Source organism: Streptomyces sp. NPDC008238, from assembly GCF_042956445.1.
GTDB lineage: Bacteria > Actinomycetota > Actinomycetes > Streptomycetales > Streptomycetaceae > Actinacidiphila.
Genome location: NZ_JBIBGK010000003.1, coordinates 417,087 through 440,536, shown reverse-complemented (window position 1 = coordinate 440,536; position 23,450 = coordinate 417,087). Strand labels below are relative to the sequence as shown.

The window sequence follows — 23,450 nt, the reverse complement described above, 5'->3', positions numbered from 1 at the left end:
CCCTCATGGCGGCGGGTTCCGTCGTCTCCCGCGCGACCGGCTTCGTACGGTCCGCGACCGTCGCCGCGGCGCTCGGCGTCGGCCTGGCCGCCGACGGCTACTCGGTCGGCAACTCGGTGCCCACGATCGTCTACATGCTGCTGCTGGGCGGCGCCCTCAACGCGGTGTTCGTGCCCGAACTGGTCAGGGCCGCCAAGGAGCACGCGGACGGCGGCGCCGCCTACACCGACCGGCTGCTGACCGTGTGCACCGCCGCGCTGCTGCTGATGACGACGGCGGCCGTGCTCGCCGCGCCCGCGATCGTGGCCGCGTACACCGGCTACACCGGGGCGCAGGCGGCGACGACGGTGGCCTTCGCGCGCTCCTGCCTGCCGCAGATCCTCTTCCTCGGGCTGTTCACGCTGCTCGGCCAGGTGCTCAACGCGCGCGGCCGGTTCGGCGCGATGATGTGGACGCCGGTCCTCAACAACCTGGTCGTCATCGCCGTCTTCGGCCTCTACCTCGTGACGGCCGGCACCGGCGGCGGGCTGACCCCGGGCGAGACCGCGCTGCTCGGCTGGGGCACCACGGCCGGCATCGCGGTGCAGGCGCTGGCGCTGGTGCCGTCGCTGCGGGCGGCGCGCTTCCGCTGGCGGCCGCGGTTCGACTGGCGGGGCAGCGGACTGGCCCGGCCGCTGCGCTCCGCCGGGTGGCTGGTGCTGCTCGTCCTCACCAACCAGGTCGCCTACTGGGTGGTGACCCGGCTCGCCACCTCCGCCGGGCAGCGCGCCGCGGCACTGGGCATCGACGGCGGCGCCGGCTTCACCGCGTACAACAACGCCTACCTGCTGTGGGCCGTGCCGCACGGCATCGTGACGGTCTCGCTGGTCACCGCCCTGCTGCCGCGGATGAGCGCGGCGGCGGCCGACGGCGACCCCGCGCGGGTGCGCCGCGACGTCTCGTACGCGCTGCGCAGCAGCTCCGCGCTGGTGGTGCCCGCCGCGTGCGCGCTGCTGGCGCTCGCCGGGCCGGCGATGGCGCTGGTCTTCGAGCACGGCAGGACGGACGCCGCCGACGTCACGGTCATGGCGAGAGCGCTGGTGGCCTTCGCCCCGGGCCTGGTCGCCTTCTCCGGGCAGTACGTGCTGTCGCGCACCTTCTACGCGCTCGGCGACACCCGCACCCCGTTCCTGCTGAACCTGGTGATCTCCGGGCTCAACGCGGGCCTGTCCGTCGCCGCCTACCTGCTGCTGCCCGCGCGCTGGGCGGTCACGGGCATGGCCGCGGGGTACTCGGTGGCACTCTTCGCGGGCTGGGCGGTGACCGCGTACGTGCTGGACCGCAGGCTGGCGGCGCCGGACGGCGGCCGCGGGCCGTGGCGTTCGCCGACCGCGGGGGCGCTGGCCCGTCTGCTGCTCGTCGCGGTGCCCGCCGCCGCGCTGGGCCGGGTCGCGGCGGACCTCGCCGCGCCGCTCGGGCCGCTCGCCGCCGCGACGGCCGGGGCCGCCGCCGTCGTGCTGGTCTTCGCGGCCGCGGCCCGCCCGCTGCGGCTGACCGAGGTCGAGGCGGCCCGGCGGGCACTGCTCGGCAAACTGCGGCGCGGTGCACGATGACTTGCGATACTCCGCTCATGCCACGCGTCCTGCTGATCGAAGACGACCCTTCCGTGCGCGAAGGTGTCGAACTGGGCCTGCGCCGCCGCGGTCACGAGGTACGGACGGCCGCCACCGGCGAGGCCGGGCTCACCGCCGTCGCCGAGTTCCGGCCCGATCTGCTGCTGCTGGACCTGATGCTGCCCGGGATGAACGGCGTCCAGGTGTGCCGCCAGGTGCGCGAGACGAGCCAGCTGCCGATCATCATGCTCACCGCCCGCGGCGACGACTTCGACGTCGTCGTCGGGCTGGAGGCCGGGGCCGACGACTACATCGTCAAACCCGCCCGCACCGAGGTGATCGAGGCCCGCATCCGGGCCGTACTGCGGCGCATCGAGGTACCCGCGGGCCGCTCGGCCGTCGAGCAGCACGGCGACCTCGCCGTCGACCGCGCCGGGCTCGGCGTCGCCAAGTCCGGGCGGCGGCTGGCACTCGCGCCCTCCGAGCTGAAGCTGCTGCTGTTCCTGTCCGCGGCGCCCGAACAGGTCTTCAGCCGCCAGCAGTTGCTGGAGCACGTGTGGGAGCACAGCTACCACGCGGACGCCCGGCTGGTCGACGCCTGCGTCCGGCGGCTGCGCAACAAGATCGAGGACGTCCCCGGCAGCCCCCGCTACATACAGACGCTGCGCGGCTTCGGCTACCGCTTCGGGCCGCTGTGAGCCGCCGGTGATCCTCCGCAGGGCCCGGATCGGGCTGCGCACCCGGCTGGTGCTGGCGTTCCTGCTCGTCGCGGCGGTCAGCGCGGGCACCACCGCGACCCTCACCTACCGCGAGGCGCGCAACGCGGTCCTCGAACAGGCCCAGGACACCGCCGTCGCCTCCTTCCGCGAGCAGGTGGCCACCGTCGGCACCACGCTCCCGATGGACACCACCGCCCTCCAGGAGGTGCTGCGCGACATCGCCCGCAAGGGCAAGCCGCGCACCTGGGTGGTGTTCGCCGAGTACGGCTCGATCCGGGTCTCCTCCGGCACCAGTCCCGTCTCCACGGTCATCACGCCCGAACTGCGCCGCGCCGCGGCGGAACGTCCCCGGGGCGTCTTCCAGCGGGTCGAGAAGGACGGCGCCCCCTGGCTGACCGTGGGCGTGCCGACCGTCTTCAAGACCGGGCTGTCCGCCCGCCCCACCGGCCTCGTGCTCTACGCCGTGATGCCGCTGGCCACGGAGGACGACGGCGTCCGGGCACTGCTCGCCGCCGCCCGCGACGGAGCCCTGCCCGCGCTGGCCGTCGCCCTGGTCCCCGCCCTGCTCGCCGCCGGCAGCGTGCTCCGCCCGGTCCGTGAACTGCGCACGGCGGCGCAGCGCATGGGCCGCGGCGAACTCGACACCCGCATCCAGGTGAAGGGCAGCGACGAACTCGCCGACCTCGCGCACACCTTCAACGAATCCGCACTGGAACTGGAGAGGTCGGTGGACGAGTTGCGCCGCGCCGAGGCCCGGGCCCGCCGCTTCGCCTCCGACGTCTCGCACGAACTGCGCACCCCGCTGGCCGGGATGCTCGCAGTCACCGAGGTCCTCGACGAGGACGCCGGGCGGCTCGCCCCGGACACCGCGGCCGCCGTCCGCCTCATCAGCGCCGAGACCGGCAAGCTGGCCGTCCTGGTCGAGGACCTGATCGAGATCTCCCGCTTCGACGCGCGGGCCGCCGAGCTCAACGCCGACGAGGTCGACGTCGCCGAGACCATCCGCAAGACCCTGGCGACCCGGCACTGGACCGACCCCGATCAGGTCGCCACCGAACTGCCCCCGGGCATCCGGGCCCGGCTCGACCCGCGGCGCTTCGACGTCGTCGTCGCCAACCTCGTCGGGAACGCGCTGCGCCACGGCGCCGCCCCCGTCCACGTGCGGCTGCGCGCCGAACCGTCCGGCGACGGGCCGGAGCGGTTCGCCGTCGAGGTCGCCGACAGCGGCCCCGGCATCGCACCGGACGTCCTGCCGCACATCTTCGACCGCTTCTACAAGGCCGACGCGGCCCGCACCCGCTCCGCGGGCAGCGGCCTGGGCCTGGCCATCACCCTGGAGAACGTCCGCCTGCACGGCGGCACCGTCCGCGCCGCCAACGGCCCGCACGGCGGTGCCGTCCTCACCGTGCGGATGCCGCTGGCCGCTCCCGGCCCGGCCGGGGAGACGGCGCCGTGAAGCGCCGCCGCCTCCCGGCCGCCCTCTGCGTGGCGGCGGCGGCCCTGCTGGCCGGCTGCGGGGTCCAGGGATCCGGGGTCGTCGAGGCGGGCGGGCCCGCCACCGTCGACGTCTTCCCCGGGCCGCCGGACCGGCTGACGCTCTTCTTCCTCTCCCCCGAGGGCCGGCTCACCCCCGTCCTCCGCGGGACGGGCGACGCCGCACCGGGCACACCGGTGGCGACCGCGAAGGTCGTCACCGTGCTGCTGGACGGGCCGGAGCCCCAGGAGAGCGCGGCGGGACTCGGCACCGGGCTGCCCGCCACCACCGGTCCGGTGGACGTCACCTCCTCCGGGGACACCGTCCGGGTCTCGCTGCCGTTCCCCGTGCGGGACCTGGCCGAGAACGCCAGGCGCCAGGTGGTCTGCACCGCCGCCTACGCCGACGGCCACGAGGACGACCGCGTGGTCGTCCTGGCCGGCACCGACGGCGCCCTCCCCGCCGGGAACTGCGGCGGCGCCCTGCCCGGCCCGGCCTCGCGCTGACCGCGGACGGCCCGACCTGCGGCCACGGGCCAGGAGCGGTAGAAGTGGAGGAGGGCCCAGGCAGCCGCGTCCTGGAGGGGGCCGGAAGAGGACGGGCGACAACGGCGACGGATGGCGATGCGAGATTCCAGCCTCGACGACGACTTCGACGGCGGCCTCCCTCCCCGGCCCGATCCGACCGTTCCGGCCACGGCCGTCATCGACGCCCACGGTGTCGTCACGGGCTGGAGCAGCGAGGCCGAGCGGCTGCTCGGCTACGGGCACGACGAGGTCGTGGGGCAGCCCGCCAGCCGCCTGCTCGGGTCGGACGCCGCCCGCTCCACCGAGTGGTTCCTGGCGATGCCCTTCGGCTGGGGCGGCAGGTCGGTGCTGCGCCGACGGGACGGGCGCCACCTGGACGTGTCCGTGCGCGTCTACCCGTCGCTGGACGGCTACGGCCGGCCGCAGCGGCTCGTCGTGGTCTCCCCGGTGGACCGGCGGCACTGGGGCGCGGTGGACAGCGTGGTCGAGGAGGCCTTCGACCAGTCCATCCTGCCCATGGCGATCTTCGACAACGAGCTGCGGACCCTGCGCACCAGCAGGGGCATGCAACGCGAGGCCGGACGCACCGAGGAGCAGATGCGCGGCAGGCTCCCCTCGGAGTACCTGGCCGGCAGCGCCGGCGAGGCCGTCGAGGAGGGCGTCCGGCACGTCCTGGCCAGCGGCGAGTCCCACGACCTGCACCTGCGCATCCGGTCACGGGGGGCGCCGGCCCCGCGCACCTGGACGATCACGCTCTCCCCGCTCACCGACCCGCAGCGCAGCACCCCCCGCGTCCAGCTCACCGCCGTCGACACCACCGAGCAGTACCTGGCACGGGAGCGGCTCGCCCTGCTCAACGAGGTCAGCACCCGGATCGGCAGCACGCTGGACGTGACCCGCACCGCACAGGAGATGGCCGACGTCGTGGTGGGCACCCTCGCCGACTTCGCCACCGTCGACCTGCTCGACCCGCTGTTCCGCGGGGTGGAGCCCAAGCCCGGCGAACCAGGGGTCGCCCTCCGCCGCGCCGCCCAGCAGTCCGTCCTGCCCGGCCTGCCCGAGTCGGTGACCGCGACCGGGGAGCTGGACCGGTACCCGGACGACTCCCCGCCCACCCGCTCCCTCCTCACCGGCCGCGCCTCGCTGCACGGCACCGTCGACCAGGCCATCGACGGCTGGGCGGCGGGCGACGCCGGACGGGCCGCCATGCTGCGCCTGCACGGCATCCACTCGGTGATGGTCATCCCGCTGCGGGCCCGCGGCATCACCCTCGGCGTCGCCGTGCTCGCCCGGCACCGCAGACCCGACCCCTTCGACGAGGACGACCTGCTGGTCGCCGAGGAGATCGGCAGCCGGGCCGCGGTCGCCGTCGACAACGCCCGCCGCTACACCCGCGAACGCGCCACCGCCCTGGCCCTCCAGCGCAGCCTGCTGCCGCAGCGGCTCGGCCGCCAGGACGCGGTGGAGGTGGCCTCGCGCTACCTGCCGGCGGGCAGCGGCGCGGGCGTGGGCGGCGACTGGTTCGACGTGATCCCGCTGTCCGGGGCGCGGGTCGCGCTCGTCGCCGGGGACGTCGTCGGCCACGGGCTGCGCGCCTCCGCCACCATGGGGCGGCTGCGGACGGCCGTGCGCACCCTCGCCGACGTCGACCTGCCGCCCGACGAGCTGCTCGTCCACCTCGACGACCTGGTCGTGCACCTCGCCGGGGAGGAGGTCGACGAGGACGACGGCGAGAACGTCGTCACCGACCTCGTCGCCACCTGCCTCTACCTGGTCTACGACCCGGTCTCCCGGCTGTGCACCGCCGCCAGCGCGGGCCATCCCCCACCGGTGCTGACGGCGCCGGACGGCAGCGCGCAGTTCCTCGACCTGCCGCCCGGACCGCCGCTCGGGCTGGGCGGGCTGCCCTTCGAGACCATCGAGTGCGCACTCGACCCGGACAGCCTCCTGGTGCTCTACACCAACGGCCTCATCGCCACCGACGACCGGGACGTCGACACCGGCATGGCCGGCCTGCGCCGGGCGCTCACCCGGCCCGACCACGCCCTGGAGTCCGTCTGCGAGCGCCTGGTGGGCCTCGTCCCCGACCCCCCGGACGACGACGTCGCCCTGGTCGTCGCCCGCGCCAAGGTGCTGGACGCGTCCCAGGTCGTCACCTGGGAGGTGCCCGCCGAGCCCGCGGCGGTGGCCGGTGTCCGCGCCGAGGTCGCCCGCCGGCTGGCGGAATGGGGGCTGGAGGACCTCACGTACACCGCCGAACTGGTGGTCAGCGAACTCGTCACGAACGCCATCCGCTACGGAACCCCGCCCATAGGGCTGCGCGTCATCCACAACTGCACCCTCATCGTCGAGGTCTCCGACGGCAGCGGCACCGCACCCCACCTGCGCCGGGCGCGGGTCTTCGACGAGGGCGGCCGCGGACTGCTGCTGGTGGCGCAGGTCACCGAGCGCTGGGGGACGCGTCACACCCAGGAGGGCAAGACGATCTGGGCGGAGGTCGCCCTGGCCGTGCCCTGAGGACGGACGCCGCCCGGGCCCGGCGGACGACCGGCGCCCGCGCCCGGCGGACGGGGGACAGCGGAAGAGGAAGGGAATGGTGCACATGTGCCGGTGGCTCGCCTACTCGGGCACGCCCATGCTGCTCGACAACATCCTCTACAAACCCCGGCACTCCCTGATCGACCAGAGCCTGCACTCCCGGATGGGGGTCGAGACCACCAACGGGGACGGCTTCGGCATCGGCTGGTACGCCGCCGACATGGACACCCCGGCGATCATCCGCGACATCGGGCCCGCCTGGAACAACCGCAACCTGCGGGAGATCTCGCGCCACGTCACCTCGCCGCTGTTCTTCGCCCACGTACGGGCCTCGACGGGCACCGCTGTCCAGCAGACCAACTGCCACCCCTTCCGGCACGGCCGCTGGCTGTGGATGCACAACGGCGCGATCACCGACTTCCACCGGCTGCGCCGCGACCTCTCGCTCGCCGTCGACCCCGCGCTGTTCTCGTCCATCGAGGGCTCGACGGACTCCGAGGTGATGTTCTTCCTCGCGCTCACCTTCGGCCTCGACCAGGACGTACCGGCGGCCGTGGCACGGATGGCCGGGCTGGTGGAGCGGACCGGCCACGAGCACGGCGTCGAGTTCCCGGTCCAGATGACGGTGGCGGTCACCGACGGGGAGAGCCTGTGGGCCTTCCGCTACTCCAGCGAGCACCTCTCGCGGTCGCTGTTCTACAGCAGCAAGGTGGACTCGCTGCGCGAACTCCACCCGGACCTGTGGTTCCTCCAGGGCGTGTCGGCGGAGACCCGGCTCGTGGTGTCCGAACCCCTGGGCGACCTGCCGGACGCCTGGCACGAGGTCCCGGAGAGCACCTTCGGGGTGGTGCGCCCCGGACAGGACGAGCTGCTGCCCTTCGTGCCCGCGGCCCCCGACGGGATCGCCGCGTGACGCGGCTCACGGGAACCCGCGGGGCACCGGCGGACAGCCGACAGGAGTGACCACTCATGTACGGACCCGGGTACGGGACGGGGACCCCACCGCCTTCGCGGAACTGTTCGACGCGTACGCCCGCACCGTCTACAACCACGCCTTCCGGCTGACCGCCGACTGGTCGGTGGCCGAGGACGTCATGTCGGCCACCTTCCTGGAGGCGTGGCGGCTGCGGGACCGCGTCGACCCCGAAGGGGGCTCGCTGCGGCCGTGGCTGCTGGGCGTCGCCACCAACATCGCGCGCAACCACTGCCGCAGCAACCGCCGTTACCGGGCCGCGGTCGCCGCCGGCGCCCAGGCGGGGGCCGCCGCGCTCGAAGTGCCGGACCACGCCGACCTCGTGGCCGGCCGGGTCGACGACCGGCGCCGCCTCGCCGCCGTGCTCACCGCCCTCGCCCGGCTGCGCCGCGCCGAACGCGAGGTGCTGACGCTGTGCCTGTGGGAGGGCCTGGAGTACGCCGAGGCCGCCGAGGCCCTCGGCGTCCCGGTCGGCACCGTGCGGTCCCGGCTGTCCCGGGCCCGTACGCGACTGCGCAAGCTCACCGACGCGGAGAGGGAACCCGTCGTCCGCCGCCGACAGACAGAAGGGGACCGCACGAACGCGGTCCGGCCCGCACAGGAAGGAATCCGATGAACGCCCATCCCTCGGAATGGGAGGAGACCGCCCGTCTCCTGCCGCGCGTGGAGCGGGATATGCCGGCGGACCGTCACCAGTTGCACAAGGAGCGTCTGATGACCCGGATCCACGAGGACCTCGCCACGGGCCCCGCGCCCTCGACCACCGCCGCCGCCCGCCCGGCCTCGCGCCGCAACCCCTTCCTGCACCGCGTGGTCCTCGTCCCGCTGACGGCGGGCGTGCTGGCCGGGGCACTGGCGACCGGCCTGTTCGTGTTCGGCGGAGCGGAGGGCACCGGCGCGGGCGGCGGCTCCGGCACCACCGCCGCGGGCCCCGCCCTGACCACCCGCCTCGGCACCGCGGACCCGGGGGGCGCCGCCCGTCTGCTGGACACCGTCTCGCTGGCCGCCGCCGAGGCGCCCGCCGCGCCGGTGGGCGAGGGCCAGTACGTATACGTCGACTCGAAGTCCGCCGGCACCTTCGTGCGGCACGTGGGCGACACGACCAGCCTGGCCGGCTCCCCGCTGCACCGCCGCCAGGTCTGGGAGTCCCGCGACGGCCGGGACGGCTGGCTCATCGAGCCCGGCAACACCGGCCCCGAGGGCATGACCCTGGCCGGCACCGACGAGCGGGGCAAGACGCCCGAGCCGTACCTGAACGCGCCGAGCTACGACTACCTGACCACCCTGCCCACCGACCCCGACGTCCTTCTGGCCAAGATCTACAAGGAGACCGCGGGCATGGGCAACGGCCCCGACCAGGAGGCCTTCACCACCATCGGCGACCTGCTGGGCGAGAGCTACCCGCCGGCCGAGCTGACCACCGCCCTCTACCGGGCCGCGGCCAAGATCCCCGGCGTTGTCGCCGTGGACGACGCCGTGGACGCCGCCGGCCGGCACGGGGTCGCGGTCGCCCGCCTGGACGAGACCAGCGGACAGCGCACCGAGTGGATCTTCGACCGGAAGACCCACGTCTTCCTCGGCGAGCGCAGCGTCCAGGCCGAGCGGGACCCCGAGGGCGTCATGCCGCGCGGCACGGTCGTCTTCACCACCGCGGTGATGACCCGGTCCGTCGTCGACGCGGTGAAGCAGCTGCCCGGCGCCACGGGCTGAGCCCGGGTCAGGGCCTCAGTGGGGCGGGTGCGGGGGCGGCGGCGGGAGCGTCGCCACGTCCGGCGCGGCCGCGGGCCACACCAGCAGGACCGGGCAGGGCGCGTGGTCGACGACGAAGCGCGCCGCCTGGCCCAGGCTCCGCGGCCCGAGCCGCGCGAGGTCGCCGTCGCGGGCCATCACCAGCAGGTCGGTCCCGGCCGCCGCGGCGACCACCTCCCGCTCCACCCGCCCCGACCGCTCCTCCCGGCGGCACGGCCGGTCCAGCCGCCGGGCGGCGGCGTCCAGCAGCCGCCCCGCGGAGTCCGCGCCGAGGCCCTCCAGACGGGTGCCCGGATCGTTCTCCGGGTGCCCGCGGCCCAGCAGGCCGGCGTAGGCGGCGTGCGCGAGACCGGGGACGTCGGGGCCGCTGACGTGCAGCAGCACGACGTCGGCGGCCTCCGGCGCGTGGACGCGGACGGCGTCGACGCAGGCGGGCCAGGTCCCTTCGGCGATCCAGGCGGTCACGATCACGGACATCACCCTCCGAGGACGTGCAGCGAACCCCACAGTGCCACCACCGCCAGGCCCAGCGCCGCAGGCACGGTGAGCAGGCCGAGGACGGTGAACTCCTTGAGGTCCACGTCGTGTTCGTGCTGGTGCACGATACGCCGCCACAGCAGGGTCGCCAGGGAGCCGGCGTAGGTCAGGTTGGGGCCGATGTTCACCCCGAGCAGGACGGCGAGGACCGCGCCGGGCCCGGCGGGTGCGGTCAGCGGCAGCAGCACCAGCACGGCGGGCAGGTTGTTGATCAGGTTGGCCAGGACGGCGGCGAGCGCCGCGACGCCCAGCAGGGCGGCCAGTCCGGTGCCCTCGGGCACGATCCGGCCCAGCGCGTCGGCGAGCCCGTTGTCGACCACCGCCCGGACCACCACACCCAGCGCCAGCACGAACGCCAGGAACGGCACCCCGGCCGCCCCCGCCACGGCGCGCACCGTCATCCGCCGCCGTGCCACCGCCCGTACGGCCAGCACCAGCGCCCCGGCGGCGGCCGCCCACGCGGGATCGACCCCGAGCGCCGGGGTGACGACGAAGCCCGCGAGCGTGCAGACCACCGTGACCAGCGCGAACACCGGAAGCGGCGGTGTCCCGGCACCGTCCGGGACGGGGACGGCGGCCGCCAGGTCGCCGCGGAACCAGCGGCGGAAGACGAGGTACTCCACCGCGATGGCCACCAGCCAGGGCAGCAGCATCAGCGCCGCGAAGCGGGTGAAGCCCAGCCCGCTGGCCGTGAACGCCAGCAGGTTCGTCAGGTTGGAGACCGGCAGCAGCAGCGAGGCGGTGTTGGACAGGTGCGTGCAGGCGTAGACGTGCGGCTTGGGCCGCACCCCCAGGCGGGCGGCGGTCGCGAACACCACCGGGGTGAGCAGCACCACCGTCGCGTCCAGGCTGAGCACCGCCGTCACCATCGAGGCGAGTGCGAACACCGCCCCGAGCAACCGCCGCGGCCGCCCCGCGGCCACCCGGGCCATCCACGCCCCGCCGACCCGGAACAGCCCCTCCTCGTCGCAGAGCCGCGCCAGAACCAGCACCGCCGCCAGGAACCCGATCACCGGCCCCAGCCGCGCCGCCTCCTCCCGCGCGTGCTCCAGCGGGATCGCCCCGCTCCCCACGGCGACCGCCGCCGCCGGCACGGCGACCACCGCCTCCGGAAGCCCGAACGGCCGGATCACGGCCCCGGCGAGCACGAGGAGCAGCAGCGCGACGGACAGCGCCTCCGCGATCGTGGTGTTCAGGGTTCCGTTCCTCCCGGCTGGGACCGTGGCCCCTCATGGAACCACGCCCCACCCGCCACGACCCCGCCACGCCACCACGGCGCCCGGCGATCCGCCGCCGGGGGCTACTTCGGCTCCGGCGTGCCGCCCGTGATCTCGGCGAGGGCCGCGGCGATGTGGCGTTCGGTGGTGGGCTTGTCGAGGCCGAGGGAGGTCAGCGGGCCGTCGCCCGCCTCCAGTTCGAGGAGGGCGAGCAGGAGGTGCTCGGTGCCGATGTAGTTGTGGCCCAGGCGGAGGGCCTCGCGGAAGGTGAGTTCGAGGACCTTGCGGGAGGCGAGGTCGTACGGGACGAGTTCGGGGACCTCGTCCACGGCCGCGGGGAGGGCCGCGGTGAGGGCGGTGCGAACGGCGTCGAGGCTGACGCCCTGGGCCGTCATCGCGAGGGCGGCGAGGGCCTGGGGTTCGCTGAGCAGCCCGAGGGCGAGGTGCTCGGGCCGGACCTCGGGGTTGCGGGCGTTCCTGGCCTCGGTGTGGGCGGCCATGACGACCTTGCGGGCGCGCGGGGTGAAGCGCGAGAAGCCCTGCGAGGGGTCGAGGTCGGGGGCGCCGAGGTCCTTGGGGACGAAGCGCTTCTGGGCGGCCTGCTTGGTCACGCCCATGCTCTTGCCGATGTCGGTCCAGGAGGCGCCGGACCGCCGGGCCTGGTCGACGAAGTGCCCGATGAGGTGGTCGGCGACCTCGCCCAGGTGCTCGGCGGCGATGACGGCGTCCGAGAGCTGGTCGAGGGCGTGGGGGTGGGCCTGCTTGATGGCTTCGATCAGGTCGTCGAGCCGGATCTGCTGCGTCATGCGTCAACGATAGGTTGACGCTCGGCCATCGTCAACCCGAAGTTGACGATGGCCCGATTAACCGGTGGTGCGCCCGCCGCCGGGTGCGCCAGCCTGGGCGCATGTACCGGAACACCGCGGTCCTGCGGGAGTTGCACGCGTCCCTCGACCGGCGCAAGCGCCCCGAGGACATCGCCCACCTCGCCCTCCGGCTGCTGCTCGACGGCGACGGCCGACGCCCCGCCCGCCGTACCCGGCTGGCACTGGAGAGGGCGGCGGGCGGGTCCCTGCGCACGCTGTGGCACGGCTACACCTCGATGCTGGAGGATTTCGCGCGGCCCGTCGGGGCGCAGCGCCAGCTGGCCCGCGCCGCCGAGCTGTTCCCGGGGCTGCCGGAGGCGGCCGGGTCGGCCGGGGACGATCCGGCGCAGGTGGAGGCGGCGGTCCGGGCGGCCGGTGAGCGGATCGCCAAGAGGTTCGGGGCGAGCGACTTCCTGAGCGACCGCCTCGACCGCGCCGGGCGCGCCGACGCCGGGCTCGGCGAGATGTCGAAGCGGCAGTACAACAAGCGGTTCCGGCTGCTGCGCCGCATGGAGGCCAAGCTGGCGCGCATCCTGGTGGAGCAGCGCAAGCGGGAGTTGACGCTGATCGGCAAGAGCGGTCTCGCCTCGCGGCTGTCGTACGAGGAGTTCGCGGCCGACACCCCGACCGCCGCCTTCGTGGCCTACCTCACCGCCCGCGCCAACCTGCGCAGCGAGTTCACCGTGTCAGGCCAGCAACGCGCTTACGACGAGGTGGCGGACGCCCTGTTCGGGGAGCTGCGACGGCGGCCGGACCGCACCAACTGGTACGCCGTCGCGCACGTCCACCCCACCGCCGAGGTGCTCGGCCACCTCGACGACGGGCAGCGGGGACGGCTGCTCGGGATCTGGTACCGCTTCCTGCTGGACGTGGCCGAACTCCTGGAAGCCGCATGGCGGCGGCAACCTCTGGACCGGACGACGATGATCGTGCGCCGCGGCGACGACTCGACCACCTGGAACCAGGCCGCCCGGGCCTGGACCAAGGCCCGGGCCCACTGGTTCGCGCTGCTGCGGGCCCTGGCCGCCGAGGAGATCGCCGACCGGTACTGCCCCGGCAAGGTCCTGCTCCTCGTCGCCGCGGACGTGGCCGCCTGGCACCGGGAGACCGGCGGGGGGCTGCACCCGGACACCGGCGTGTGGGCCGAACTTCCGCTGCCCTGGCAGGTGCTGCGCGGTGAGGCGGAGTGCCCGCGCTCGCTGGTGGAGGAGGTGTGCCGGCGGCACGGCGTCGATCCCGTCGCGGGCGGCTGGACCGAACCGCTGCCGGCGGCGGGCGCGGTGCCCTTCCGGCCCACTCCGGAGCTCGTGCACGGGGTGGAGGTCGGTGACCCGGTGCTGGCCGGAGTGCTGCGCTCCGCGGGCTTCTTCTCGGGCCGCCCGCTCCGCCCGGCGGCGGCGGAGCTCGACGCCGAAATGCGTTGACGCCCCGCTGCCGCCGCGGTCAGGATCGGGGCACCGACGGGGAAGCTCAGTGGTGGAGCGGCCGGCTCTTCACCGGTTGGACGCAGGTTCGAGCCCTGCCCCCGTCGCCGCCGTACGGGCACCGGGAAGCTCAGTGGTGGAGCTCCCGGCTCGGGACCGGGTGGACGCAGGTTCGAGCCCTGCCCCGGTGCCCGTACGGCTCACCGGCCGCGCCGGCGTCAGCGCACGGTGAGGACCAGCTTCCCAGTGGTACGTCCGGTCTCCAGCGCGGCGTGCGCCTTCGCGGCCTCGGACAGGGGGAAGGTCTGGGCGACGGTGACGCGCAGCGCACCCTCCTCGATCAGGCGGGCGACCGCGTTCATGCCGGCGTGGTCGGCCTCGACGAGCATGCCGGTGGCGCGCACCCCCCGGCGCTCGGCCTCCGCGCGCAGCTCGGCGACGCCGACCGGGAGGAGCGTCACGAGCAGTCCGCCCTCGCGCAGGGTGCGCAGGGCGCGGACGGACTCGGCGCCGCCGAGCGGGTCGAGGACGACGTCCACGTCGCGGACGGCCTCGGTGTAGTCGGTCGCGCGGTAGTCGACCACCTCGTCGGCGCCGAGGCCGCGCAGGAAGTCGTGCTTGGCGGCGCTGGCGGTGCCGATGACGTACGCGCCGCGGGACTTGGCGATCTGGACCGCGACGTGGCCGACGCCGCCCGCGGCCGCGGGGATCAGCACGCGCTGCCCGGGGCGGAGCCCGGCGACGTCGACCATGGCCTGCCAGGCGGTGAGCGCGACCAGCGGGACCGCGGCGGCCTCCACATGGCTCATCGCGGACGGCTTCCGCGCGAAGGCGCGGGCGGGCCCGGTGACGAACTCGGCGTGGGAGCCGGCCCCGTACGGGTAGGGGAGCATGCCGAAGACCTCGTCGCCGGGCTGGAAGAGGGCCACCCCCAGCCCGGTCTCCTCCACGACGCCGGAGACGTCCCAGCCCAGGACGAACGGCGGGTTGCCGAGGAAGAGCCCGCTCTGCCGGTGCTTGGTGTCGGTCGGGTTGAGCCCGGCGGCGTGGACGCGGACGAGCACCTGCCCGATGCCGGCGGTGGGGCGCGCCGACTCCGTCTCGCGCAGCACCTCCGGGCCGCCGAGGACGTCCTGGGTGATCGCGCGCATGGTGTGAGGGGTCGTGTCGTTCATGCGTCCAGCCTGCGGTCCGGCGGCCGCCGGGAAAATGGCCTGATTGCCATCATCCGATAAGATCGTGCCATGCATCGTGTGGTCGTCCTCGCCCTCGACGGCGTCTATCCCTTCGAGCTGGGCATCCCCAACCGCGTCTTCGGCTCCGCCCAGGATCGCTACGAGGTGCTGACCTGCACCGTCGACGGACGCCCCGTGCGCACGGACTCCGACTTCTCGGTCGCCGTCGAGAACGGTCCCGAGGTGCTGGCCACCGCCGACACCGTCGTGATCCCGCCGTACGACCAGGCGCGGATCGCCGCCGAACTCCCCGCCCCGGTCGCCGCCGCGCTCGCGGCGATCCGGCCGGGCACCCGGATCGTCTCCATCTGCACGGCCGCCTTCGTGCTCGCCGCCGCGGGCCTCCTCGACGGACGCCCCGCCACCACCCACTGGGCGCTGGCCGACCGCTTCCGGCAGATGTTCCCTGCCGTGGCGCTCGACGCGGACGTGCTGTTCGTGGACGACGGCGACGTCCTCACCTCGGCCGGGGCCGCCTCCGGCGTGGACGTCTGCCTGCACCTGGTGCGCGCGGACCACGGCAGCGCGGTCGCCAACTTCGTGGCCCGCTGCTGCGTCGTACCGCCCTGGCGGGACGGCGGCCAGGCGCAGTACATCGAGCAGCCGGTGCCGCAGGCCGCGGACGCCGGCACGGCGGCCACACGGCAGTGGGCCCTGGAGCACCTCGACCTGCCGCTCACCCTGAACGACCTCGCGGACCACGCGCGGATGAGCCTGCGGACCTTCGCCCGGCGCTTCCGGGACGAGGTCGGCACCAGCCCGGGGAAGTGGCTGATCCAGCAGCGCGTCGCCCGGGCCCGGCACCTGCTGGAGTCCAGCGACCTCCCGGTGGACCGCATCGCGGGCGAGGTGGGCTTCGCCACCGCGACCTCGCTGCGGCAGCACCTCCACGCCGCCATCGGCGTCTCCCCGCTGGCCTACCGGCGCACCTTCCGGGCCACCGCCGCCGTCCGCTGAGGCGCCCGGGGCCGGGCCGGAAACCCGGCGGGTGACTTACGGCGCGGTGAAGAGGGCGGGGAAGCGGGGGGCCAGCCAGGGACGGCGTCCCCAGGCGGCGATCCTGCCGCGGGCCATGGCTGCGGTGGCCCCCCGGCGGCCGAGCGCGATCAGGAAGAAGGTGACCGGCTCGGTGGTGATGGTGCAGTCCGGACGGCGCGGCGGCTCGTCCGTGACGTCGGCGGCACCGTCGGTGAAGGTCACGGCGAAGCGGGTGATCCCGGGGACGCGCAGCACGTAGCAGGCGGAGAAGCCGGACGCCGCCCGCGGATCCACGACCCGCGGCATGGCCGCCCTGAGGAAGGGCATGCACCGGGCGACCCGCTCGCGGTCCACCATGTGGGGCCGGCGCAGGGCGACCGCGATGTCGTAGCCGTGCCCGAGCAGGTGGGTGAGCAGGTACGAGCCGAGCGTGGCCAGGTCCATGGGGCCGAGCGGGGTGAGCACCGGCAGGCCGGGCGGTCGGGTCGCGGCCGCGTCGGTGAACGCGCGGGTGTGCCGCACGACGCCGTCCGCCAGGATCCGGCCGTCGCGCTCGGGGAAGGCGGCCAGGGACGCGGCGTTCGCCGCGGCGAGGCCGCCGGGGGTGCCGTCGCCGTACGGCTGCTCGCGGCCCTCGGCCAGCGCGGCCATGAGTTCGCCCGCGAGCACCAGGTGCGCCGCGGCCTCGCCGACCGTCCACTCGGCGCCGGGTATCGGCGCCGAGGTGTCCGGGCACGCGCGGAGCAGGGCGGCTATGTCCTCGGAGGCGGCGTGCAGGGCCTCGGCCTCGGCCGCGCGGTCAGGGGCGACGGTCATGGTCGGACAGCGTGGACCAGCGCCGTTCGCCTGTCCAGGCCCGGGGAGTAAACCGGCCGGGCGGGAAAGCAGGCGCGCCGGAAAAGGCGGTGGAAAGACGGGACGGGAAAAGGGGGACGCCCCCGGCGGCCGTGGCTGCCGGGGGCGTCCCCAGGAAAAGCTTTTGCGTGCGCGATCAGTACGCCGAGTTGACGTTGTCGATCGTGCCGTAGACGTGGGCCGCGTAGTTGCAGGCGGCGGTGATGTTGGCGACCGGGTCGTAGATGTTCCACGAGGTACCGGCGACGTGGTAGGCCTTGAAGGTCGGGTCGATCACCTGCATCAGACCCTTGGAGGGAATTCCCTTGGCCGCGTTCGAGTCCCAGCCGTTGATGGCGTTCGGGTTGCCCGAGGACTCACGCATCAGGTTCTTGTAGATCCCGTTGTAAGTGCCCGGGATGCCGTTGGCGCGCATCACCTTCAGGGACTCGTTGATCCACGTGTTGACGGAGCCCGACTGCGCCATGGGGGCGGCGGAGGCGGTGGGGGCCATGGCCACGCCACCGGCGACGACGGCGACGCTCGCGGCAGCGCAGCCGAGGGAGATCTTCTTGGCCTTGGCGACGCGGTTGAGCTTCGACATAGCGGAGATCTGCATTCGAGTAATTCCTCTTCCGTGGGGTACGCCATGAATTGTTGGCCGACGCAAATCCCGAGGTCAATGCACCCCTCTTACTAACGGGATTAGTTGTGGGACCAGGGACGAAAGTCCCGCCGCTCAGGCGTGGGAAGGGGATTCCGGGGGACGGGCTACTAAGGGACCCCGAAAGTGACGCACGCCATATCGGCTACGTCACATGCAGACCCGGACAAATCGCCCATCGAGTGACGCGGGCCATGTGGCCTGCGTCACTCGATACGGCGTGGATTGACGCGGAGAAACGACGGATTCACGCACGGCGATGAATTCCGGCCCGCCGGGTCACCCACCGGCGGGCCGCGGAGGGCACGGGGCGGCCGCCCCGGATCCGAGCCGGGCCGAGCCGGGCCGGGCCGGGCTACGCCACCGGGGCCGAGGCGATCACGACCGTCGCGTACAGCTCCTCCGACACGGCCACCCGCGCCTCCAGCCCGGCCCGGGCGACCGCGGCGACGGCGGCCGGGGCCTGCTCCTCACCGGTCTCGAAGAGGAGCCGGCCGCCCGGCGCGAGCCACGCGGGCGCCGCGGCGGCGACCCTGCGGAGGACGTCGAGGCCGTCCGCCCCGCCGTCGAGGGCGACCAGGGGCTCGTGGTCCCTGGCCTCCGGGGGGAGGAGGGAGACGGCGCCGCTGGGGACGTACGGCACGTTCGCGACCAGGACGTCGACGCGGCCGCGCAATTCCGCGGGGAGGGCGTCGTAGAGGTCGCCCTCGTGGACGTGGACGTCACCGGCCGCGGCCGCGAGGTTGCGGCGGGCACAGGCGACCGCCACCGGGTCGATGTCGGCCGCGTGCAGTACGGGCCGGTCGAGCACGGCCGCCAGGAAGGCGCCCACCGCGCCGGAGCCGCAGCACAGGTCGACCACGACGGCACCGGGCCGGCCCAGGGCGCGCCCGAGCGCGGCGGCCTCCTGGGCGAGGAACTCCGTACGGCGGCGCGGGACGAAGACCCCGGGGCCGACCGTGATGCGCAGACCGCAGAACTCGGCCCAGCCCACGACGTGTTCGAGCGGCAGCCCGGCCACCCGGCGCTCCACCATGGCGGCCAGCTCCTCGGGCGTCCGGGCGGCGGAGGCCAGCAGCCGGGCCTCGTCCTCCGCGAACACGCAGCCGGCGGCGCGGAGCACGGACACGACCGGGGCGAGGGAGGACGCGGCGCCGGAGCCGTAGGGGGCCGGGGCGGCCGAACCCGAGGACGGACCGGAGGAAGAGGGCCCGGCGGGGGCGGGACCCGGGGGAGCAGAAACCGGAGCGGCCGGCCCGGGCGCAGAAGCTCCGGAGGAGGACGGGCCCGAGGGAGAGGGTCTGAAGGAGGGTCCGGATGGTGCGGGCGAAGCGGAGGACATGGGGGCCTTTCGGGGCGCCGCGGGGCGCTCTCGACGGCCTAGGTCGTCCGGACCGCAGGGCCGCCGGAGGAGAGCACCCAACCTGACATGGCGGTAATGGGTCTCACCTCCTCGGTACGTCCACTGCTGGGGACGGCTACGTTACCCGAGCCCCCGGTACCGCGCCCACCCCCAGGGCCGCGACGGCAGCGCGCGGGTCGTCGGCGTGGAAGCGCAGGACGCGGGCCCGCACGGGCGCCCCGAGGGGACGCAGGAACGTGACGGGCTCGGTCAGTTCGACGGTCACCGTGGTCTGGCCCCCGACGACCAGGTCGACCGTGCCGTCCTCGGCGACCGACACGAGCCGCCCGTCGGGGAAGCGCCGGTCGACGCGGGCCGCGGCGATCCCCCCGGCGGGTACGCGGACGTCGACGAGGGCGCCGTAGCGCAGCCGCAGCGATCCGTCCGCCCCGACGACGTGCGGGCGCACCACGCAGGCCGCGTGCATGGCCAGTACGAAGAAGCAGCCCCAGACGTCGAGGACGAGGGTGACGGCGTGCACCGCGGGCCAGGGGATGACGAGGGCCAGCACCACCGTCTCGACGACGGAGACGAAGAGGAAGCCGTACATCGTCGCCGTCTGCGCCCCGGTGTACGGGACGGCCACGGCGCCCGCACCCACACCGTGCGGCCGGCGCGCGATCCAGCGCACCAGGCTCACCGAGAGGCTGAGTTCGTGGCGCATCAGCCGCCGCGCGGGCGCCGGGACGGTGTCCCGCAGGGCGGTCCAGGCCGCGGAGCGGCGGGTCAGGCCACGCCGCCGCGCGTCCCGGTGGGCCCGCACCACGCGCGGCAGCCGCCACAGCAGCACGGCGGTCGTGCACCCCTCGGCGCCCCAGAGCACCGGCTCCGGCACCGGCACGCCCGCCACCAGGCACGCGACGAGCACGGCTTCGGCCAGTACCAGGGCGCCCAGCGCCCACGCTCCCCGGCGGCTCACCGGGCACGCTCCCGCATCAGCAGGATCGCCTGACGCACGGCCTCCGCCTGGGCGGGGGCGTGGTCCTCGAAGAAGGCCGCCATGAAGCCGCCCTCCGCGCCGCCCGCCGCCGCGAGGTCCTCGCCGGAGACGTCGATCGAGGCGGCGACCTCGTCCGGGACGGAGTCGGCGATCGCCCGGGCCGCCTCGGCGACCCGGGGGTCGTCCACGGCCGCCCCGGCCAGTTCGTCCATCAGCGCGTAGACCTCGTAGGCGCGGCGCATCGCCCCGGGGTCGGCGGCCATGGACTGCAGCAGACCGCTGAGCCAGCTGCGGGCCTCGGGGGTGCCCGTCGTGTCCAGCAGCGCGAGCAGTTCGCGCTCCCGCACGGCCATCGCGGGCTCGGGACCCGGGAGTTCGGCGGAGGTCCGGGCCATCTCGGCGAAGAGGGTCGCCAGTTCCGGGGACACCGGCGCCTCGGCGGGCAGTCCGCCGCCGGCCTCGGCCTGTGCGAGGAGTTCGGCGAGGCGGGCCCGGCGCGAGCGGATGGCCTCCTCCTGCCGGGCGAGGTCCGCGTCGAGCTCCGCCAGCACCTCGTGCAGGTCCTTGCCGGCGTCGTCGGCGAGCACGTCCCTGACCTCGTCCAGACCGAGGCCGAGTTCCGTCAGGCGCCGGATGCGGGTGAGCTCGACGGCGGCGCGCAGACCGTAGTCGCGGTAGCCGTTGACCCGGCGCGCGGGCTCGGGCAGCAGCCCGATGCGGTGGTAATGCCGCACGGTGCGGGTGGTGACCCCGGCGAGGGCGGCGAGTTCTCCGATGCGCATGAGCCCAGTAGAGACCTTGACGCTGCGACAAGGTCAAGGACCGGCGGGCGCGGGCCGGGCATACACATGGAATACGGGCGAGACCTCCCCCGGATCGGGGCGGCGCCGCAGGGCACACGGTCGCCCCGACACCCCCGCCTGGCAGCGGCCGGAAGCGGCGGCCGGAACGCGGCACCAAGCCCTCGCCGCCCCTCGAACCGGTCCCGGCCCGGGCCGGGCGTGATCGAGGTCCCGTACCGCGGGTAGGTACGCCCTGGCGGGTGCCGGCGGTGCCGCCACCTGCGCAACAACGACCGCGGGCGGCACCGCCGGCACCCCAGGGACCCATTTGCGTCTGTGACACGTCAAAGCGGAAAGGAGGCCATCCATGCGACTCACGACAGCCGCGGCCGTCGCGGCGACCGCACTCCTGCTGACCGGCTGCGGCGCGCAGTCCGGCGGGCCCGCGGGCGGCAGCCCCAGCGGCTCCCCGAGCAGCACCGGCAGCGCCGGCACGGGGACCGGGACCGGTACGGCAGGGGCCTGCGCGGCCGAGGTCGCGCTCACCGCCGCGGACACCGGCCGTACCGTCTGCGTCACCGCCGGCGGCACGGTCCGCGTCACCCTCGACGGCACGCCCGACCGCCCCTGGTCCCGCGTCACCGGCGAGGGCGCCGCCCTCGTCCCCACCAACGCGGGCATCGGCGCCCCCCGCGGCGACACCATCGCCGCCTACCGCGCCGCCGCCCCCGGCACGGCACGGCTCACCGCCACCCAGCCGCTGTGCGCCTCACCCACCGCCCCGGACCAGGTGGCCTGCCTGGGACTGCGGGAATGGACGGTCACCGTGCGGGTCGCGAGCGGCTGAACAGCCCCACCCCGCAGGAAGGTTGTAGTGCCCCAGGCATCGAATCGGGCACGGTATCCCCATCGGCGGGCGAAGCGGCGGTAACGGATCGGGAGCGGCCGCAATTGCGGTGGCTCCCTGTCAGAGGCATGACGTAGCGTTCCCTCTGGTCGCCGACGAAGGCGCGCCGGACCCACTATCGGGGTCCGCGCCCCGCCGCGCACCCATTCTCGCCGGAAGACGTCCGGCCACCCACGCCTGCCTGGGGGGAACCAGCTTGCGCACCCGCCACCTCGCGGGCGGGACGGCTCTGTCCGTCCTGCTCGCCACCGCTTCCCTGCTCGGGGTCACGGCGACGCCGGCCGCGGCCGACAACGCCGCGCCGCCGGCCGCCTCCTCCGAGCAGCCCACGTCGCACGCCCTGGACGACCCGGCCCAGGCCGCGACCACGCTCAGCGTGAACGTCCCTGCGGCCGCCGTGCCGGGCGCCGAGGTCACGGTCACCGGCACCCTCGGCTCGGCCGAGCCCTTCGCGGCCGGCACCGAGGTCACCGTCACCCGCACGGACGAGGCCGACACGGCCGGCACCCCGCTGGGCACCGTGGCCATCGCCGAGGACGGCACCTTCCAGATCAAGGACACCCCCGCCGTCCAGGGCGTCACCACCTACTGGGTCGCCTACGCGGGCGACGCGACCCACGCGGCCGCCGCCGCGACGGGCAACGTCACCGTGGCCCTGGCCTCGACCACCCTCACCCTGTCCGCCCCGGCGACGGCCCTGCCCGGCGCGCAGGTCACGGTCAGCGGCTCCCTCGGCTCGGCCGAGCCCTTCGCTGCGGGTACCGCGGTCACCGTCACCCGCACCGACAGCCGCGGCGGGACCGGCACCCCGCTGGGCACCGCGGCCATCGCCGAGGACGGCACCTTCCAGCTCAAGGACACCCCCGCCGTCCAGGGCGTGAACACCTACACGGTCGGCTACGCGGGCGACGCGACCCACGCCGCCGCCGGCGCCAGTCGCACCGTCAACGTCACCCGGGCCGCCACCACGCTCACCGTGAACGCCCCCGCCACCGCCAAGCGGGCCACGAAGCTCACGGTCACCGGCAAGCTCAACGCCGCCGCGTCCTTCCCGGCCGGCACCAAGGTCACGGTCACCCGGATCGACCTCACCACCCCCAAGGGCAAGTCGCTCGGCAGCAAGACGGTCGCCTCCAACGGGACGTTCAGCTTCACGGACACCCCGTACACGGGCGGCAGCGTCACCTACTCCGTGCACTACGCGGGCGACACCACGCACACCGCCGCCCTGGGCAAGGACACGGTCTCGGTCTCCCGCGCGGCCACCTCGGTCAGCATCAAGACCAACCACTCGACCTACGCCTGGGGTTCGACGGCCACCGTCACCGGCCACCTCGGCAAGACCGGCAAGAGCCGCGTGGTGTCGATCTACGCCAAGGCGGCGGACGGCACGAAGAAGCTGGTGAAGACCGGCACGGTCAACCGCTCCGGCGACTTCAAGGTGACCTACAAGCTCTACCGGAACACCACCTTCTGGGCGTCGTTCGGCGGTGACTTCTACTCTGCGCCGAAGTCGGTGTCCCGCTCGGTCGGCACCCAGGTCAAGGTCTCCACGTCCGTCTCCCGGTACTACAAGACGGGCAAGATCGGCTCGACCACGTACTACTGGTTCCACAAGAACACCGACCCGGTGTTCACCACGACCATGAGCTACTACAAGAACCGCAAGCAGCGGTTCGAGCTGCAGGTCTACTACCAGGGCAAGTGGTACTCGAGCGGCAGCCAGTACTTCTGGCTCGCCACCAACGGCAAGTCGGCCGTGCAGCTCGGCGCGCCCGGTGAGTCCGGCATCCGCGCCCGCATGCGGTCCACGTACGTCAAGGGCTCCTCGGGCGACTCCGTGAACACCACGACCTACGGCCCCTGGAAGTACATGTACTTCACCAAGTGACGCCGTCCGGCGCCGCACACGGGCGAGGCCGCCCCGGGAACCTCCGGGGCGGCCTCGCCCGCGTCACGGGCCGGGGCACCGGGTGCACGCGGGACGCACGGGGCGTACGGGGTGTATGGGGCGGGAGCCGCCACCAGAGAACGAGCCGTCCGGGCCGGGAACGGGCAGTGGACGGATCGCCACCCCCGTCCACCCCCAGGG

At 74.5% G+C, this 23,450-nt stretch carries 21 protein-coding genes and 2 tRNA genes; 14 read left to right on the top strand and 9 right to left on the bottom strand.

Annotation, left to right across the window (positions count from 1 at the left end; translation table 11 throughout):
• The first annotated feature begins 5 nt into the window (after positions 1–5).
• From murJ to ACFZAU_RS10845, 8 genes are all read left to right on the top strand, one after another.
• A complete protein-coding gene (gene murJ, locus ACFZAU_RS10880) occupies positions 6–1,592 on the top strand; it encodes a murein biosynthesis integral membrane protein MurJ (RefSeq protein ID WP_500552080.1) in 1,587 nt (528 codons plus the stop codon).
• A 17-nt stretch (positions 1,593–1,609) separates the two neighbouring features.
• A complete protein-coding gene (locus ACFZAU_RS10875) occupies positions 1,610–2,290 on the top strand; it encodes a response regulator (RefSeq protein WP_500551880.1) in 681 nt (226 codons plus the stop codon).
• 7 nt (positions 2,291–2,297) lie between these two features.
• Entirely contained in the window at positions 2,298–3,767 is a 1,470-nt protein-coding gene (locus ACFZAU_RS10870; protein WP_500551879.1) for an ATP-binding protein, read from the top strand.
• The gene (locus tag ACFZAU_RS10865; RefSeq protein WP_500551878.1) at positions 3,764–4,291 is read left to right on the top strand and encodes a hypothetical protein; all 528 of its coding nucleotides are present in this window, start codon (positions 3,764–3,766) and stop codon (positions 4,289–4,291) included. Before ACFZAU_RS10870 ends, ACFZAU_RS10865 begins: the two co-directional genes overlap by 4 nt.
• A gap of 117 nt (positions 4,292–4,408) precedes the next feature.
• A complete protein-coding gene (locus tag ACFZAU_RS10860) occupies positions 4,409–6,829 on the top strand; it encodes a SpoIIE family protein phosphatase (protein ID WP_500551877.1) in 2,421 nt (806 codons plus the stop codon).
• 85 nt (positions 6,830–6,914) lie between these two features.
• On the top strand, positions 6,915–7,763 hold the full coding sequence (locus tag ACFZAU_RS10855; RefSeq protein WP_500552079.1) for a class II glutamine amidotransferase: 849 nt from the start codon (positions 6,915–6,917) through the stop codon (positions 7,761–7,763).
• A gap of 46 nt (positions 7,764–7,809) precedes the next feature.
• Positions 7,810–8,439, top strand: coding sequence for an RNA polymerase sigma factor (locus ACFZAU_RS10850; RefSeq protein WP_500465013.1), 630 nt, complete (start codon positions 7,810–7,812; stop codon positions 8,437–8,439).
• Complete coding sequence (locus tag ACFZAU_RS10845; protein ID WP_500551876.1) at positions 8,436–9,533, top strand: CU044_5270 family protein; 1,098 nt, start codon at positions 8,436–8,438, stop codon at positions 9,531–9,533. The genes ACFZAU_RS10850 and ACFZAU_RS10845 overlap by 4 nt, the downstream gene beginning before the upstream one ends.
• Positions 9,534–9,548: 15 nt before the next feature.
• Here the strand turns inward: ACFZAU_RS10845 and ACFZAU_RS10840 are convergent, their stop codons facing one another.
• The 3 genes from ACFZAU_RS10840 to ACFZAU_RS10830 all read right to left on the bottom strand — a co-directional run bounded on the left by ACFZAU_RS10840 (position 9,549) and on the right by ACFZAU_RS10830 (position 12,132).
• Positions 9,549–10,049 (bottom strand): universal stress protein, encoded by a 501-nt coding sequence (locus tag ACFZAU_RS10840; RefSeq protein WP_500551875.1) that lies wholly within the window; start codon positions 10,047–10,049, stop codon positions 9,549–9,551.
• Positions 10,049–11,305 (bottom strand): SLC13 family permease, encoded by a 1,257-nt coding sequence (locus ACFZAU_RS10835; RefSeq protein ID WP_500552078.1) that lies wholly within the window; start codon positions 11,303–11,305, stop codon positions 10,049–10,051. Before ACFZAU_RS10835 ends, ACFZAU_RS10840 begins: the two co-directional genes overlap by 1 nt.
• 104 nt (positions 11,306–11,409) lie before the next feature.
• Positions 11,410–12,132: a Clp protease N-terminal domain-containing protein gene (locus ACFZAU_RS10830; RefSeq protein ID WP_500551874.1), complete on the bottom strand. Its 723-nt coding sequence runs from the start codon at positions 12,130–12,132 to the stop codon at positions 11,410–11,412.
• 101 nt (positions 12,133–12,233) lie between these two features.
• Between ACFZAU_RS10830 and ACFZAU_RS10825 the strand changes: the two genes are divergently transcribed.
• From ACFZAU_RS10825 to ACFZAU_RS10815, 3 genes are all read left to right on the top strand, one after another.
• Positions 12,234–13,616: a hypothetical protein gene (locus ACFZAU_RS10825; protein ID WP_500551873.1), complete on the top strand. Its 1,383-nt coding sequence runs from the start codon at positions 12,234–12,236 to the stop codon at positions 13,614–13,616.
• 35 nt (positions 13,617–13,651) lie between these two features.
• Positions 13,652–13,723: transfer RNA gene (locus ACFZAU_RS10820), tRNA-Lys, on the top strand.
• Positions 13,724–13,734: 11 nt separating this feature from the next.
• Positions 13,735–13,808, top strand: a tRNA-Pro gene (locus ACFZAU_RS10815).
• 26 nt (positions 13,809–13,834) lie between these two features.
• Here the strand turns inward: ACFZAU_RS10815 and ACFZAU_RS10810 are convergent.
• A complete protein-coding gene (locus tag ACFZAU_RS10810; protein ID WP_500551872.1) occupies positions 13,835–14,791 on the bottom strand; it encodes an NADP-dependent oxidoreductase in 957 nt (318 codons plus the stop codon).
• 69 nt (positions 14,792–14,860) lie between these two features.
• On the opposite strand from ACFZAU_RS10810, the gene ACFZAU_RS10805 reads away from it, so the two are divergent.
• A complete protein-coding gene (locus tag ACFZAU_RS10805) occupies positions 14,861–15,808 on the top strand; it encodes a GlxA family transcriptional regulator (RefSeq protein ID WP_500551871.1) in 948 nt (315 codons plus the stop codon).
• 36 nt (positions 15,809–15,844) lie between these two features.
• On the opposite strand, the gene ACFZAU_RS10800 is transcribed toward ACFZAU_RS10805, so the two are convergent.
• The 5 genes from ACFZAU_RS10800 to ACFZAU_RS10780 all read right to left on the bottom strand — a co-directional run bounded on the left by ACFZAU_RS10800 (position 15,845) and on the right by ACFZAU_RS10780 (position 20,451).
• Entirely contained in the window at positions 15,845–16,645 is an 801-nt protein-coding gene (locus ACFZAU_RS10800) for a maleylpyruvate isomerase family mycothiol-dependent enzyme (protein ID WP_500551870.1), read from the bottom strand.
• Positions 16,646–16,820: 175 nt separating this feature from the next.
• A complete protein-coding gene (locus tag ACFZAU_RS10795) occupies positions 16,821–17,282 on the bottom strand; it encodes a transglycosylase SLT domain-containing protein (protein WP_499599484.1) in 462 nt (153 codons plus the stop codon).
• 400 nt (positions 17,283–17,682) lie between these two features.
• Positions 17,683–18,456 (bottom strand): putative protein N(5)-glutamine methyltransferase, encoded by a 774-nt coding sequence (locus ACFZAU_RS10790; RefSeq protein ID WP_500551869.1) that lies wholly within the window; start codon positions 18,454–18,456, stop codon positions 17,683–17,685.
• 349 nt (positions 18,457–18,805) lie between these two features.
• Positions 18,806–19,648: a hypothetical protein gene (locus tag ACFZAU_RS10785; protein ID WP_500551868.1), complete on the bottom strand. Its 843-nt coding sequence runs from the start codon at positions 19,646–19,648 to the stop codon at positions 18,806–18,808.
• On the bottom strand, positions 19,645–20,451 hold the full coding sequence (locus ACFZAU_RS10780) for a MerR family transcriptional regulator (RefSeq protein WP_500551867.1): 807 nt from the start codon (positions 20,449–20,451) through the stop codon (positions 19,645–19,647). The genes ACFZAU_RS10785 and ACFZAU_RS10780 overlap by 4 nt, the downstream gene beginning before the upstream one ends.
• 367 nt (positions 20,452–20,818) lie before the next feature.
• On the opposite strand from ACFZAU_RS10780, the gene ACFZAU_RS10775 reads away from it, so the two are divergent.
• Entirely contained in the window at positions 20,819–21,298 is a 480-nt protein-coding gene (locus ACFZAU_RS10775; protein WP_500551866.1) for a hypothetical protein, read from the top strand.
• Between the two features lie 256 nt (positions 21,299–21,554).
• Entirely contained in the window at positions 21,555–23,249 is a 1,695-nt protein-coding gene (locus ACFZAU_RS10770) for an Ig-like domain repeat protein (RefSeq protein ID WP_500551865.1), read from the top strand.
• Positions 23,250–23,450: the final 201 nt, after the last annotated feature.